At 45.5% G+C, this 15,721-nt stretch carries 13 protein-coding genes; 9 read left to right on the top strand and 4 right to left on the bottom strand.

Features of this window, described 5'->3' with window-relative positions:
• Positions 1-45 precede the first annotated feature (45 nt).
• Entirely contained in the window at positions 46-765 is a 720-nt protein-coding gene (locus C943_RS04660; RefSeq protein ID WP_008624765.1) for a DUF4197 domain-containing protein, read from the top strand.
• Here the strand turns inward: C943_RS04660 and C943_RS04655 are convergent, their stop codons facing one another.
• Entirely contained in the window at positions 766-1,074 is a 309-nt protein-coding gene (locus C943_RS04655; protein ID WP_008624764.1) for a DciA family protein, read from the bottom strand.
• Between the two features lie 19 nt (positions 1,075-1,093).
• Positions 1,094-2,221, bottom strand: a complete 1,128-nt coding sequence (gene hemW, locus C943_RS04650; RefSeq protein ID WP_040479148.1) for a radical SAM family heme chaperone HemW — start codon at positions 2,219-2,221, stop codon at positions 1,094-1,096.
• Between the two features lie 45 nt (positions 2,222-2,266).
• On the opposite strand from hemW, the gene C943_RS04645 reads away from it, so the two are divergent.
• The 8 genes from C943_RS04645 (at position 2,267) to porN (ending at position 11,535) form a co-directional block, all read left to right on the top strand.
• A complete protein-coding gene (locus C943_RS04645) occupies positions 2,267-3,991 on the top strand; it encodes a BamA/TamA family outer membrane protein (protein ID WP_008624761.1) in 1,725 nt (574 codons plus the stop codon).
• Positions 3,992-4,000: 9 nt separating this feature from the next.
• Positions 4,001-5,128: a DUF4271 domain-containing protein gene (locus tag C943_RS04640; RefSeq protein ID WP_157198431.1), complete on the top strand. Its 1,128-nt coding sequence runs from the start codon at positions 4,001-4,003 to the stop codon at positions 5,126-5,128.
• A 33-nt stretch (positions 5,129-5,161) separates the two neighbouring features.
• A complete protein-coding gene (locus C943_RS04635) occupies positions 5,162-5,935 on the top strand; it encodes a uroporphyrinogen-III synthase (RefSeq protein ID WP_040479025.1) in 774 nt (257 codons plus the stop codon).
• 74 nt (positions 5,936-6,009) lie between these two features.
• A complete protein-coding gene (locus C943_RS04630) occupies positions 6,010-6,981 on the top strand; it encodes a PorP/SprF family type IX secretion system membrane protein (protein ID WP_040479022.1) in 972 nt (323 codons plus the stop codon).
• Between the two features lie 121 nt (positions 6,982-7,102).
• Positions 7,103-8,197, top strand: coding sequence for a T9SS ring complex lipoprotein PorK/GldK (porK, locus tag C943_RS04625; protein WP_040479019.1), 1,095 nt, complete (start codon positions 7,103-7,105; stop codon positions 8,195-8,197).
• A gap of 49 nt (positions 8,198-8,246) precedes the next feature.
• On the top strand, positions 8,247-9,047 hold the full coding sequence (porL, locus tag C943_RS04620) for a type IX secretion system motor protein PorL/GldL (RefSeq protein ID WP_008624752.1): 801 nt from the start codon (positions 8,247-8,249) through the stop codon (positions 9,045-9,047).
• 36 nt (positions 9,048-9,083) lie between these two features.
• A complete protein-coding gene (gene porM, locus C943_RS04615; protein WP_008624751.1) occupies positions 9,084-10,691 on the top strand; it encodes a type IX secretion system motor protein PorM/GldM in 1,608 nt (535 codons plus the stop codon).
• Positions 10,692-10,728: 37 nt separating this feature from the next.
• Entirely contained in the window at positions 10,729-11,535 is an 807-nt protein-coding gene (porN, locus tag C943_RS04610) for a type IX secretion system ring subunit PorN/GldN (RefSeq protein WP_008624750.1), read from the top strand.
• A 21-nt stretch (positions 11,536-11,556) separates the two neighbouring features.
• On the opposite strand, the gene uvrC is transcribed toward porN, so the two are convergent.
• Both uvrC and C943_RS04600 read right to left on the bottom strand, forming a co-directional pair.
• Positions 11,557-13,368, bottom strand: coding sequence for an excinuclease ABC subunit UvrC (uvrC, locus tag C943_RS04605; RefSeq protein WP_008624749.1), 1,812 nt, complete (start codon positions 13,366-13,368; stop codon positions 11,557-11,559).
• Positions 13,369-13,432: 64 nt separating this feature from the next.
• Positions 13,433-15,718: a penicillin-binding protein 1A gene (locus C943_RS04600; protein ID WP_008624747.1), complete on the bottom strand. Its 2,286-nt coding sequence runs from the start codon at positions 15,716-15,718 to the stop codon at positions 13,433-13,435.
• Between the last annotated feature and the right edge of the window lie 3 nt (positions 15,719-15,721).

Raw genomic sequence — 15,721 nt, 5'->3', positions numbered from 1 at the left:
GACCACGTTAAACGCGATGTATCCAAATTGATATTAAAAAACTATATGCAATCACCCAAAATTATACTGCTGGCCTTGTTTTTCTTTGCTTCCAGCTGTGCTTCCGCCCAAATCAACAAGCTGCTCAAAGATGTCACTTCAGGTCAGATGTCCCTTTCCCAAGATGAAGTTGCCGCAGGTCTCAAAGAAGCGCTCGAGCAGGGAATCGTCAAGGGGACCGACTTGGCCTCCAAGACAGACGGGTATTTCAAAAATGACCTAATCAAAATATTGCTCCCCGAGGATGCCCAAAAAGTCGAAAAGACGCTGCGGCAAATGGGCTTGGGCGGGGAAGTGGACCGTGCCTTGTTAGCGATTAACCGAGGCGCGGAGCGTGCAGCCGTGGAGGCAAAGCCGATTTTTGTGAATGCAATCAAGCAAATGAATATCCAGGATGCCTTAGCAATATTGAAAGGAGAACCTACAGCTGCCACAGACTTTTTAAAAAGGACAACCAATGCCCAACTGGTAGAACTCTTCAAACCCAAAATCCAAGCTTCTTTGGATGAAGTGGGAGCGACGAAATACTATGGAGATTTGGCCAGTACCTATAACAAAATTCCCCTGACGAGGCAAAAAATCGATCCTGACCTCAATGCCTATGTGACCCAGAAAGCGATTGACGGTTTGTTTGTGCTGATTGCTGAGGAGGAGAAAAATATTCGCGAGAATCCTTTGGGCAGGACCACTGACTTGATGAAAAAGGTCTTTGCACAACAGGATTGATCAAAGGACCACAAAATCCTCTATCACACCTTTCCCGAATTTGCTCTCGATCAGGGCCATCACCTTGGAGCGGTTCATATTGAGTTCGTTCTTGACAGGCCCCGAGCTGATTTTTACAAACAGCTTTTTGTCTTTGATAAAAATCCCCGAAGTCCGCTTCGCCACGGTTTGGCCCATCAATTCGGGCCAAGCCTGTATCAGCAGCCGTTCGTCAAACCTGTCCTTCAGGCGATAGGCTTTCAGCAATTCCTCGAAGGCCTCTTGTAGGGGAGCTGCCTCTTTTCTTCTACCGCTTTCACGATTTTCCATGACTCAAAATTACCTCAAATTATTCGATGAACAGTGACGCAGCGATACTGTCTGCCAAAAACTTTCCTTTTCTGGTCAGAAATAGGTAATTGTCTTTCAAGAGCACCAATTTTTCCGAATAGAGTTTTTCGAGAAGTTTTACCTTCCCGGCAACAAAATCTACACCTGAAAGCGCCGATACGCGGTCAATGTCCAAGCCCCAAATCGTCCGAAGCGATGTCAATATATATTCATTGACCCTATCTGCACCAGCCAAAGTCTCTACGTTGTAGGGAGAAAGTCCATTTTCCATCCCTTTGATGTACCGGGCGTTGTTGGCAATATTAGCACCTCGGTTTTTTCCGTCATAAGAATGCGCACTTGGGCCGATACCGAGGTAGGGGACAGATTTCCAATAGTTGGTATTGTGAAGCGCGAAATTTCCGGGCTTACCAAAATTGGAGATTTCGTATTGGATATAGCCCGCGCCTTCCAGTCTATCCATGAGGATTTCGAACTGCTCGGCAGCAAAATCCTCGGTCGCGGATTGGAATTTCCCTTTCATTTCCCAATTGCCCAGCACAGTTTTTGGCTCTACGGTCAGACAATAGCTACTTATATGTCCGGGGTCTTGTTCCAATGCAATGTCAAGGTCGGCAAGAAATATCCCATGGTCCATGGCGGGAAAGCCATAGATCAGATCGATCGACAATTTGCCAAAGCCGGCTGCCTTGGCACGCTGAATAGCTAGCAGAGATTCCTCTCCGGTATGCGCACGGTTATAAAATCGGAGCACATTTTCATCAAACGTTTGGATACCGATGCTCAGCCGATCTATTCCGAGAGCCTTCCATTGTTCCAGATTTTTATCGGAAAGGTCGTCCGGATTGGCTTCCAAAGTCACTTCTTCCAAGTCAGTCTCATAGTAGGCGCTGATTTGCTCCATGATCTTTTTCAACAAATCAGTTGGAACCAGAGAGGGTGTCCCCCCGCCAAAGTAGACCGTTTTGATGATTTGGTCTGATCCAAGAAAATCCTTCCTCAACTCCAGTTCCTTGCAGATCGCCGAAACCATCGCTTCCATTTGGCTCGAGTTGGTGCTAAAGTGGAAGTCACAGTAGTGACAGGCGCGCTTGCAAAAGGGAATATGGATGTAGATGCCGGACAATTTGTTTACTTTTAGCCCCAAAGATAGGTAAACCCTTCCTCCATTTTGAAAAGAGATTTCCTTCTGCGCTGCTGCCTGATTGTTGCTTGTATCCATTCGGCTTACGCCCAAAACCAAAAATGGCTGCGTTGGGAAGTGACCGGGGCGATACAGGCAAAAGAGGAGTATTTTTTTAGGGATTCATTGGTTTTGAGGGATTTTGTAAAAAGCAAATACCAAGAATTGCATCAGGCGGGCTTTTTGGTCCCCCGGGAAAATGTGGTCCGGAGTTCGGCGGATTCCCTTTGGCTTAGGGTGGATTCGGGCGATCGGTTTTCTTGGCTTGGGCTGAGTATCGGAAACGTGGATCCAGTCCTCCTTGTAAAAGCCGGAGTGGATTTGAGGAGGTTTTTCAACAAGCCGCTGGATTACCGACAGGTCGCGCGAATGATGGAGTCCATCATTTCGGAGTCTGAAAACCGTGGATATCCGTTTGCAGCACTGCGCCTCGATAGTCTCCAAAGGTCGGGGAATGATTTTGCCGCAAGCCTGAATCTGGATGAAGGCCCCTTTATTAGTTTTGATTCGATCAAAGTCACCGGGGATTCACGCATCAAACCGAAGTTCCTTTCCAATTTCCTGCAAATCAGGTATGGGGAACCCTTTTCTCAAAAGAAAGTCACGGAAGGGATCTCCCAAATCAAAACGCTGCCTTATTTGCGCTGGGAAGACACGCCGGAGCTCAGCTTTCAAAATGAACAAGCCACACTTTACCTCCCCCTTGCAGACAGAAAGATCAACTCTCTAGACGGTATCATAGGTTTCTTGCCCAACGAATTGGATGGAAACAAACTGCTCATCACGGGGCAGGTCGATATCGCCCTTTACAACGTCGGAGGCAGGGGCAGAAATTATGAGCTCCATTGGCAGCGATTCAACCAGCAGTCCCAATCCTTGCTTGTCTCCGGGTGGGAACCATTGTTATTGGGAACGCCGATAGACATGGGCTTGAGTTTTTCACTCTTGAAGGAAGACACCACTTTTCTGAATAGGGATTTTAGATTGGTATTTGGATCCCGAATTCTGCGGGATGGGTACCTCAAGTTTTTCACACGAAGACAGGCAGGGGATTTGTTGGCTGTAAATGGACTGGAAAACTTGACGGAATTACCCAATTCGGGCGATTTCAGGTTCAACAATTATGGATTCAACTACAAGCATGTCTTGCTGGATGACGTCTTTTTCCCCAGAAGGGGAATGGCAGCGGCCTTGGAGTTCTCGATTGGCAACAAGAATATCCTTCAGAACACCGCAATTCCTTCTGAGTTGTATGCCGACATCGAAATGAAGACCCTTCAGTATTATTTGACCGCCATGATTGAGAAACATTTTTATCTCAGGCCGCAATGGGGTATTTGGACAAGGCTATCGGGTGGGGTGGTAGATAACGAGAATCTATTCCTCAACGACCTATTTCGCCTTGGAGGCCTTCGTACGATCAGGGGTTTCAATGAAAACTTCTTTTTTGCGAATCAATACCTTTTCCTCAATGTAGAACCGCGTTTTTATTTTGATACCTATTCATATTTTATGATTTTTGCCGACCTTGGAAGTATGGAGAACGCGGTCTTGTCACTTCCCAGGGACAACACCTTTTCTGCCGGGATGGGTTTGAGTCTGGAGACCGGCAATGGCGTTTTCAATTTTGTGTATGGTTTGGGTAGGTCAAATACACAGGAGTTTGCATTCAATCTTTCAAAAATTCATTTCGGATATACTGGTCGGTTTTGATTCATGGCAATGGCGCAAAGAATAGTGGCTGTTTTATGGGTGCTGATGATCGGATGCGGCGGAGCCTTTTCGCAGGTCCTGGAAAATTATGGGCCTAAGATTTTGGAGAACTATTCTGCCACTCGGATAGGTGCCTATGATCAAATCGAAGTCATGGTTGACCTCCGATCTTTTCCAAAATCCGATCTGAAGGTCGGGCTGCCAGAGGGCGCGGTTGTATTTTGGGAGGATCGACTCTGGATCATGGCAAAAAGTGACACGACGATCGTCCTGCCGGTGACGTTGGTTTCTGAATTTGTGGGCGAAAAGTTGGCCTCTGAAAATAAGCTCACAATCATTAGCCCCGAAATCAACCCTGGAGCGGTTATTCTGCAAAAGGGGTATTTCTCAAATGAAGAACAGGCGGCGGCACCGGTATTGATCATGCCCCGAAAGGTAGATCCTCTACAGCCTGAGCCTAGGATAAAGTCTGCGTTTCCCGATTTCTTTTTCGTTGCCCTGGTGAGTGTGTTGCTCCTCGTGGCCATTTACAAATTGATTTATCCATTCGTGTTGGGTATGATTATCACCCCCACTTCGGTGGTGTCTGCGGAGGACTTTTCTGAAAGTACCGGATTACAAAAGTTCTTCTCCTTGGATGTCATATTCTTTTTGTTGATCATCAATATGGCCGCCTTTCTGTTGCTTATGCTGCTTGTCGATGTCACTGATAGGGAAAGTTTGCTTTTTATGGTAAGAGGCGATCTGAACCAGTTGTTCCTGTATTGGCTGCTCGGGTCGCTTGTCATGACCGGGTTGGGTGTACTTAAGTTTTCATTTCTGCAGGCATTCGGGTTCCTGTTTGAACTCAAGAAAATAGTTGTTCCCCATTTCTTTTATTTGCTTCGCATTATTTCCATAACAATATTCGTTATCGCTTTTGTTGTCGCAGTGATACATTTAAATAATTTCATCGATTTAGAAATTACCGTACAATATTCGCTATATGCCTTTTTTTGGATTTATTTGGTTGGTGTTTTTCTCCTGTATTGGATCATGAGCAATAGGGTGCCCTTTAAAAATTACCATTTATTTGTTTACATTTGCACCACCGAATTGGTGCCTCTTTTGGCAATTTCCAAGATTGTCATCGGCTGATTCGATGCAAACGTGTTAAAGGCTTAGTACATTATGACTAAATCTACCAAAGACAGATTGAATCCGGTCAGGAGTATTTTGGTGTCACAGCCGAAGCCAACCGACGAGAAGTCACCTTATTTTCAACTTGCGGAAAAGTACAACCTCAAGATAGATTTTAGGCCATTTATACAGGTCGAGCCGGTTTCCGTGAAGGATTTCCGAAAACAGAAGATCGATATACTCAAGCATACAGCGATCATTTTCACAAGTAGAAACGCGATAGATCATTTTTTCACGATCTGCAAGGAACTGAAAGTAGAGATGCCGCCTGAGATGAAGTACTTCTGTATTTCGGATCAGACTGCACATTATCTTCAGAAGTATATAGTCATCCGCAAGCGCAAGCTGTATGTTGGACTAAAGACTGCTGCGGATTTGTTTGATTATTTCAAAAAGCACAAATCCGAGAAATACCTGTTCCCATGTTCCGACATCAGGAAGGACGAGATTCCGGAATATATGGCAAAAAATAATATCGCCTACACAGAAGCGATCATTTACCATACCGTGGCGGCTGATTTGTCGGATTTGAGGGATATCAAATATGATATTTTGGCGTTCTTCTCTCCTTCGGGTATCAAATCCTTGAAGCAAAACTTCCCTGATTTCAAACAAAACAACACCAGGATCGCCGCCTTCGGCCCTACTACTGCCAACGAAGTGCGCGCCCAAGGATTGATATTGGATATCGAGGCACCCATGCCGAATGCGCCAAGTATGACCGGTGCATTGGAATTGTATATCAAAAAGGCCAATAATTTGTGAAGTTTTTAATCTTTTCTGGTGAAAATGAGTTTAAATGTGTAGAATAGAGTTTTCACGTAGAGAATTATTCATTCATGAGTAAAATCCACAGTTTTTTGTCCACCGGTTTTTGGTTGCTTTTGGCAACAAATTTTTTGGCGGTTCTCGCACATGGGCAACAGGACGCACAGTTTACCCAATACATGTACAACGGCCTCTATTATAACCCTGCATTTGCCGGAAAGGATGGGGGCTATCGGTTTTCAGCGCTGCACAGAACCCAATGGTTGAATTATGCAGGGACAAATGGTCCGGCGCCTATTACACAACTCCTTACCGGTTCGGCAAGGATCAATGATACCAAGCTGGGCCTTGGGATCAATTTTGTCAACGACAATATCGGTCCGTCAACAAACCAAGAACTCAACGTGTCTGTGGCCTACCACAAGAGATTGCGTCGAGGGCAAATCAGCATCGGCGCGTCGGGCGGAATGTTTTCGAGCACATTGAGATTCGATGAATTGATAGTGATCAATCCAGATCCAAACATTCCACAGACTGGCAGCGAAACCCAAATGAATTTCAATTATGGTGGGGGTATTTTCTTTGATAAGATAAAATACTACTTCGCCCTGAGTAGCCGACACATCAACCAGCCAGTGTTTGATTTCGCGGGCGGTGAAGTTGACAATCAACTTATGAACCACTCCTATCTATTGGCAGGGTATCGCATCAAGACCTTTGCACAATGGACCTTCGAACCGAGTGTCCTTGTGAAATCTGTCTCCTTCAATAATTTTTCCTATGATTTGAGCGTTATTGCCACGTACAACCAGAAAGTAAGCGCAGGTGTAGCATTCAGGGGAGAGGAATCGGTATCAATGTTGCTAGGTTATAGTATCCTTCGAGACAACTCCCTCCGTTTGGGATATGCCTTTGACTTGGTTGTCAGCGGACAGCCCGCAAAGGCCCCGACCAGCCACGAGTTCATGTTATCCTATGTGCTTCCCGATGTGACCAGGGATTTTCAACGTACGATACAAAGGACTCCTAGGTTCCGGTTCTAAAAAAAAAAATCTTGGAAATTTGCTCATCTGATTTGTGTATTTCTAAGATTTTACTTTAATTTTCGCTCTTGTAGCTACTCGAAAAAGTGGTTAAAATTTGGTAAATGGTTTAATGTAATTTATGTCTAAAAAAATGAATTCACGCGTTTTGAGCATAATTTCGGCACTTTTGGTGGTAGGGTTACTACCAAGTTGCGGACTTTTGGGCAAGAAAGGATCTGCCAGTGAAAAAGCTAACCGAAGAGGTGAAGTCACGGGCGTACCGAAGCGAGTTGTGTGGCAACAACTCCTCCCTATGGACATGGTGCCTATCAAGGCAGGGACTTTTTGGATGGGCCAAGCCGACGAGGACATTGCGTTTTCGCAGTCGTCTTTGAACAAGCAATTGACCATCTCCGAGTTTTACATGGATAAGTATGAAGTATCCAACAACAAGTACAGGCAATTTGTAGAGGCAGTTCGTGCCGGTGAGTATGCATATGCTACTCCAACGACTTTGAAGGACGCTCCGACCTTCGACCTCAACACCGTGTTGCCTGATACTACTGTATGGAACACGAGTTTCACCTACCACTATGGCGATCCGTTGATGGAGTTCTATTTTGACCATCCGGCATTTGACAACTATCCGGTAGTAGGCGTAAGCTGGGAGCAGGCACAAATGTACTGCCAGTGGAGAACCTATCACCTCAACGCAAACGACAAGTACGAATTTGACTATCCTGCGTTCCGCCTACCTTCAGAGGCTGAATGGGAATATGCAGCCAAAGGCGGAAAAGAAGTTGCCAAGTATCCTTGGGGTGGTCCGTACCTGAAAAACAAGCGGGGATGCTTGATGGCAAACTTTAAGCCTGGAAGAGGCAACTACATCGACGATGGGTTTGCTTACACAGCACCTGTGGATGTATTTGCTCCAAATGGTTTTGGTTTGTACAACATGTCAGGAAACGTCGGCGAGTGGGTACTCGATGCCTACAGCCCTGTTGCAGGCGCCTTGACTTGGGATTTGGATCCTAGGTATGACAATGCCAACGAGAAAAGGAAAGTCGTTCGCGGCGGTTCTTGGAAAGACATTGCACACTATTTGGAAACCAGTACCAGAACTTATGAATTCCAAGACGTAAAAACGGCTCATATCGGTTTCCGCACTGCCATGACCTATTTGGGCAGATCAGGTTCCATGGATGTAAGCAACAACAGAAGAAGAAAAAGATAAACTCTAACGATACCTTAATCACTCTATCACCTTTTACTTTTACACAATTATGGCAAACAACAAACACTCCTTCAAACATCAATTCTACACCGTCATCATGCCAAAAATCTACGGTATCGGTGCAGCAGTTGTAATCCTCGGCGCAATGTTCAAAATCCTTGACTGGCCTTTCGCCAGCTTGATGATCGGTGTCGGTCTCACTACAGAAGCTTTGATTTTCTTCCTTTCTGCCTTTGAACCAAGGCACGAAGAGGTAGATTGGACAAAAGTCTATCCAGAGTTGGCTGGTGAAGAGCCCGCCCAACCAAAGGCATCCAAAGCTGCAGCAAAAGATCCACTCGCGGCTAAGTTTGACGAAATGCTCGCCAACGCCAAAGTTGGTCCGGAACTGATCGACAGCCTTGGAAAAGGAATCCAAAACTTAGCTAGCTCAGCTGAAAAAATGGGCACTATTGCAGACGCAGCAGTAGCTACAAATGAATATGCTACAAACGTAAAGACGGCTTCCAAAACCTTGGTTGATATCAATCAGTCTTACGGAAAGACAGCAATGGCATTGACAGAACTTTCATCCGCTTCTCAGGATGCGAAAGAATATCACAATCAAGTGGTCACTGTGACCAAAAACCTTTCTGCATTGAACAATGTGTACGAAATGGAGCTTTTGGATGCCCAAACACACCTCAAGACTTTGAATAAGTTTTATGCCAACGTGGCCACTGCAATGGAAGGCTTGACAGAAGCTGGAAAAGAAACAGAACAGTTTAAGAGCGAGTTGGCCAAATTGAATTCCAACGTGAGCTCACTCAACAAAATCTATGGTGGCATGTTGACAGCCATGAAAGGCTAAGCCTGATTCATAATTCATCAAACGTATTTAGAAATTATGGCAGGAGGTAAAGAGACACCTAGACAGCGGATGATCGGGATGATGTACCTTGTATTGACAGCGTTGCTGGCATTGCAGGTAAGTAACCAGATTCTCCAGAAGTTTGTGCTTTTGAATGATGGAATGGAAAGGACTTCGAAAAACTTTATTGCGAAGAACGAGTCCACCGTAGCATCCATCGCAGGCGCAGTAGAACAGCAGGGCAACAACGTAAGAGACGTGCCCAAGGTAGAAGCGGCAAGAAAAGTCAGGGAAAAGACTTCAGAGGTCTATAAGTATCTGGAAGATCTGAAAACAGAATTGTTGACAGTGTCCGATGCGAAAAATGATCAAGGTCAATTCAAAAACTCCGCTTTGAAAAACGTGGACATTGCCGGCAACATTTTCAACAACAACCGCAAGGGTTTCGAGATGCAGGAGAAGTTGAATACGTATCCAAAGGAGATATCTGAAATTCTTAAAGGGTTGAATATCGAAATGTCTTTTAATGACATCGCGAAAGACGCCAAGGATATCGACATCTTCAAAAACGACCCTGATGTCAGAAACAAGAATTTCGTGTTCCTGAACTTTGTGAAGTCTCCAGTAGGTGCAGTAATGGCTTTGATCTCCCAATACCAAAATGAGGTATTGAATATTGAAGCGGAATCCTTGAATGCAATTTATGGCTCTATCGGGTCGTTTTATTTCAAGGCAGACATCACAAAAGCAAAAATTGCTGCGCAATCCAATGTGGTGGCAGCAGGTACCAAGTTCCAGGCCGATATGTTCATCGCTTCTTCCTCCTCTTCTGCGAGTCCTGTAATGCGCTACAACGGAAGAGAGATTCCAGTTGAAGAAGGGTTTGGAAAAATTGAATTCACTGTACCACCAGCTAGCCAATATGATGACCGCGGTTTGGCCAAATCGGTGATTAGAGGTGAGATTGCAACAAACATCGGGGGTGTAGATACGGTATTAACTGTTGATTACGATTATTACATTGCCCAGCCTGTCATCAAGGTTACTTCTGAGGTGGTAAACCAGCTTTATGCGGACTGCGCCAATGACCTGATGATTGATGTACCAGCTTTGGGTAATGCCTACGCACCAGCCTTTACAATCAGCAATGGTACCTTTATCCAAGGAAGCAAGCCGGGTCAAGTAACGGTAATCCCGGGCGCCTCAGGAAAAGTAACCATCGGCGTCAGCAGTGGCGGCAATAAAATTGGTAATGTTGACTACGATATCAAGCCGGTACCAAATCCGAGTATCCGCTTGTTTGATGGCCGTGGCCCAATAGACTTGAGTGTTGCTTATCCGGCTCCTGGACCTTCTACGCTGTTGGTCAAGGCAATACCAGAAGTAAACTTCGGCAGAACCATGGCAAAAGATGCTAAATTTGAAGTAACAGGCGGAGAAGTTATTCTTTTGAGAAATGAGGTGCCGCGCGAAAAGGTCGGTATTTCTGGGGAGAGTGTCGCAATTCGTAACCTTCTGGCTTCTGCAAAGAGTGGAGACGGTTTGGTAGTGAGGGTTACGGAGGTTACTAGGACCAATTTCCGTGGAAACAAAATTAAGACTACGCTTCCAACCCCAGAGATTTACAGGCTAGCAATCAAGTAATCACAGGTCGGTTGATTCCGGCCAAAAATTCAGGAATATGAAAATTTATCCTAAAATCATCGGTCTGTTTTCCTTGCTAATTCTTGGCATGGATGTGATGGGCCAAGGTGCTACCAGCGTCACTCCTTCGAGATCTGGTGATAGGCAATTCAAGATGGACACTGTTTTTTCAGCCCATCCGATCCGCGAGGACGACAAAATGTACCAAATCTCTGTGTGGAGAAGGATCGATCTGAGGGAAAAGTACAACCAACCTTTGTACGGTTCCGGTGATACGAAAAATGACGGGATCATCAATCAAATATACAAGGCAATTGTGGAAGACAATGCTTTGGAAGTATTTGCTGATGAAGAATTTACCCGTCCGCTATCCATTTCTGAGTTCCAGGAGAACTTTTGGATCGCGGCCAATGGTGACAGTATTTTCGTCAAACAGCTGTACTACCTGGATTTCATGGAGCATTTTGTTTTCGATAAGCATCATTCCCAAATCAAATTTGATGTCAAACACATCGAATTGGTGATGCCTTCACAGACAAATGCCAATGCTGGTCAGAAAACCATCGGCTTTATCCGGTTCAAGGATTTCTACAACCACTTCCAGGAACATCCTGAGGCAAGGTGGTTGATATTCCAAAACTCCGCCAAGAACCTAACCTACGATCAGGTATTTGATCAAAGGCTGTTCAGGTCGGTGGTAAGGAGATATACGAATCCAGACAATGCTTACATTGCGGATATGGTCAATCCAAACCATCCAAATCCGGAATTGCAGGCCTATCTCAACTCTCTGGAGTTTGAGCACAAGCTACTCGACTTCGAGAATGGACTATGGGAATGGTAAACAATCCAAAAAAAGAGCGGGCTAATCCCCGCTCTTTTTTTGTTGTATCGTGTTGAAGACTTTTTCCGCTTTGTCTGTCCCGATCACTGCTGCCAAGCTTTCCACATCGGCTTCTTTGATCTTTTTGACCGATTTGAAATGTTTCAAAAGCTTATTGGCCGTTGCTTCGCCGATCCCTTCGATGTCCGTGAGCGTGGTATTGAAAGCCTTCTTACTGCGTACCTGTCGGTGAAAGGTAATGGCAAAGCGGTGGGCTTCGTCTCGGATTTTTTGCAGGAGCCTGAGTGACTCAGATTTCTTGTCGATGTGAAGAGGATATTGATCTTCAGGGAAATAGATTTCCTCCAGGCGTTTGGCGATACCAATCACCGGCACTTTGCCATAAATCCCCAATTCCTTCATCGCTTCCACTGCTGAAGAGAGCTGTCCTTTTCCTCCGTCGATTACAATCAGGTTGGGAAGGTCTTTTTCCTCCTCCAATAGCCGACGGTAGCGACGACCCACGATTTCTGTCATGCTTGCAAAGTCATTGGGCCCTTCGACGGTCTTCACATGAAAGTGGCGGTATTCTTTTGTCGCGGGTTTTCCGTTGAGAAAGCAGACCATACTGGCTACCGGATTAGTGCCTTGGATATTGGAGTTGTCAAAGCACTCGATATACCTGGGGATTTCCTTGAGGGAAAGGTCAGCCTGTAGTTGTTTGATGACTCTGTCTTTTTTGTCTTTGACTTCACCCGCGCTGAGGAGTTTTTCGGTTCTATAGTACTGTGCATTCTTTAGAGAGAGTTCTACAAGTTTCTTCTTATCGCCAATTTTCGGGACAGTTACGTTCATTCCTTCAAACTCCTCTTCCAAGGGAATATTCGCAATGATTTCCTCTGCGTCAGAATTAAACTGGTCTCTGAGTCGGATGATTGCCGTAAGTAAAAGTTCGCCTTCCGTTTCGTCCAGTCGCTTTTTCAGCTCAACGGTTTTGGTGATGATGATGGCTCCATTTTTCACCTTGAGGTAATTCACATAGGCGGATTTCTCATCGGATTCGATCCCAAAAACGTCCAAGTCCTGGATGGATGGGTTTGCTACCAAGGATTTGGCTTGGTATTTTTCGAGGAGGTCAAGTTTGTTTTTGAAATAATGTGCCCGTTCAAAAGCCAATGATTCAGCCGCCTCCAGCATGTTTTTCTTGAGGAAGGTTTTCGCTGCGCCAAGGTTTCCTTTCAAAATATGCTTGGCATGCTCGATTTCTTTGAGGTAATCTTCTTCTTTTTGCAATCCCTCGCAAGGGCCGAGGCAGTTGCCAATATGGTATTCCAAACAGATCTTGAATTTTTTTGCTTGGATATTTTCAGCGCTGAGATCCAGTCTACAGGTGCGTATGGTAAAAATACTGCGGATCAGTTCCAATACGTTGTTCATCGCCTTTACGGATGCGAATGGTCCGAAATAGGTTCCGCGATTGGGTATCAGTTTGCGGGTCGGATAGATTCTTGGGAATGGCTCTTTGGTCAGAAGGAGGTAGGGATAGGTCTTGTCATCCTTGAGAAGGATATTGTAACGTGGCTGGGTTTTTTTGATGAGATTGTTTTCGAGCAAAAGCGCATCCAGCTCGTTTTCCACGATCGTGATTTCAATTTTCTGGATTTCCTTGACCATCCGTCTGGTCTTGTAATTCAGACGCGTGCCCTTTACGAAATAGCTACTGACCCTTTTTTTCAGACTTTTTGCCTTGCCTACATAGATCAGTTCCTGTAAGGCATTGAAGTATTTATAAACCCCAGGCAAATCGGGGAGTGAATTGTAATCTGAAGCTTGGAACGACGAACTTGTCAACATAGCCTACAAATATAAAAAAACAGCCGAGTAGGCTGTTTTTGCAAATTCTTGAGATACGGTAGATTTAGAAATCGGTTTTCTTCGGATCGTAGTCAAAGTCCGTAAAGCCGCGATTTTCCAACTCATACTTAGCGCAGTCAATCTCAATGCTCAATGGTCTCTCCGGCAGTGGAAACGGTCCCCTTGTGTATCCCAAGGTCTCGTCGGCATAGACTTTGGCCATATATTTTACCCAAATAGGTCTCGCAGTTTGGCTACCTTGGCCTGAAATCCAGCTTCTGAAATGTATAGCCCGATCATCGCCGCCAACCCAAGCTCCAGAAACCAAGTCTTTGCTCATCCCGATATACCATCCATCGGAGGCATTTTGGGTTGTTCCAGTTTTTCCTCCCAATTGGTTGCCTTCACGAAGGGTCCAGGGCACTCCTTGGCTTGTCCCTTGGGATTCCTCAAACCCACCCCTTAGCATGTATGTCATCAGGTAAGCATGTTCCTCACTCATTGCGGGTCGTTTTTTCGGCGTAAACTGCTCGAGGACATTGCCATTTTTGTCCTCTATGCGGTCAATATAAAACGGAGTAATATGCTCTCCTTTATTCACAAAGGTGCCCATGGCACCAACCATTTCCAACACTGAAACATCGCTTGTACCCAAAGCTAGCGCGGGCACTTCTTCCAAATCGCTTGTGATACCCAATCGGTGGGCAGTTTCTACGATTACTTTTGGTCCGAGCTTTTTCATCATAAATGCCGTTACTGAGTTGACAGATTGGGCCATTGCCAGTCGGATGGTCATCTTTTCGTAGGAGAATTTGCCATCGGCGTTGCTGGGGCTCCAAGTCGGTTGTCCGGGAATATTGATTTCGACGGGTTGGTCAATGACCGTATAGCAAGGGCTGTAGCCATTTTCGATCGCGGCAGCATACACAAATGCCTTGAAGGTTGAGCCTGGCTGACGCTTGCTGAGCCTGACATGGTCAAATTTGAAGTATTTGTAATTGATACCTCCGACCCAGGCCTTGATGTGACCGGTATGTGGATCCATGGAGACAAATCCGGTCTGGAGGTGTTTTTTGTAATATCTCAGTGAGTCCATAGTACTCATCGTGGTATCGATTTCACCTCTCTGCCAGGAGAATATACGCATCCGTTTTTTCTGGTTAAGCATGATTTGGATAGAATCGGACCCGGCACCGTATTGCTTTACCAAGTTTCTGTAAGCATCGGTACGCTTGACCGCGGTCTCCAGAAAATCGGGAATGACACGTCCGTTGTTGTCAATCCAAGGATCGCGCGTGCCCATTTCCTTTTCAAATTTTTTCTGAAGCTCCCGCATGTGTTCATCCACGGCCTCTTCAGCATAGCGTTGCATTCGGCTATCAATGGTCGTGTAGATTTTCAGACCATCTCCAAACAGGTCATAGGGGGATCCATCGGGTTTGAGGTTTTCTTTCGTCCATTTGATCAAATCGGCCTTAATGACCTCCCTGAAGTAAGTCGCCAAACCTTGGTTTTGGTTGAGGACTTTGTAATCCAACTCAATCGGCAACTGTGTCAGCGAATCATGGGCTTGTTCAGAAATGAAATCATATTTTTCCATTTGACCCAAAACTGTATTTCTCCTTCGGATGGCATTCTCTGGATTGAAAACAGGACTGAATCGCGTAGGTGCCTGGAGCAGGCCGACCAAAATCGCCGATTCCTGGATATTCAAATCAATGGGTTCTTTGTTGAAAAAGGTTTTGGATGCCGTCTTGATACCATAGGCATTGCTTCCAAATTCTGAGGTGTTGAGGTACAAGGTCAGGATTTCATCCTTGGTATAGGACTTTTCGAGCTTCGCAGCCACGATCCATTCCTTGGTTTTGATGATGAGCATCCTCAGGCCGGGCACTCGGCTGAGAATCCCCTGACTGTCTTGGTTTCTGGTCTTAAAAAGATTTTTGGCAGTCTGTTGGCTGAGCGTACTTCCTCCGCCTGCCCCTTGCTGCAGGATGATGGATTTGAACAAAACCCTTCCCATACTTTGGAAGTCAATTCCTGAATGGTCCTGGAAACGTACGTCCTCGGTGGCTATCAGGGCATTGACCAAATTCGGCGAGAGTTCATAATAACTCACCGGGCTACGGTTTTCGCGGGCATAGTTTCCCAATAAGACTCCGTCGGAAGTGTAGAGCTCGGACGCAAGTTCGCTTTGGGGGTTTTCCAACTCCTTGAAATCGGGCAATTCTCCAAAAAGGCCCAGAAAATTGGCGCTCACTGCCCAAACAAAGATGATGAAGCCCAATAATCCTGCTCCAAAAGCTATCCAAATGTATTTGATGATTTTTTCGGTGGTGATATTCGCCATTGT

Origin of the sequence: Mariniradius saccharolyticus AK6 (assembly GCF_000330725.2) — a bacterium.
In the GTDB taxonomy this organism is placed as follows: Bacteria; Bacteroidota; Bacteroidia; order Cytophagales; family Cyclobacteriaceae; genus Mariniradius; species Mariniradius saccharolyticus.
The sequence above is the reverse complement of the archived record's forward strand: the minus strand, read 5'-3'. Positions and strand labels throughout refer to the sequence as shown.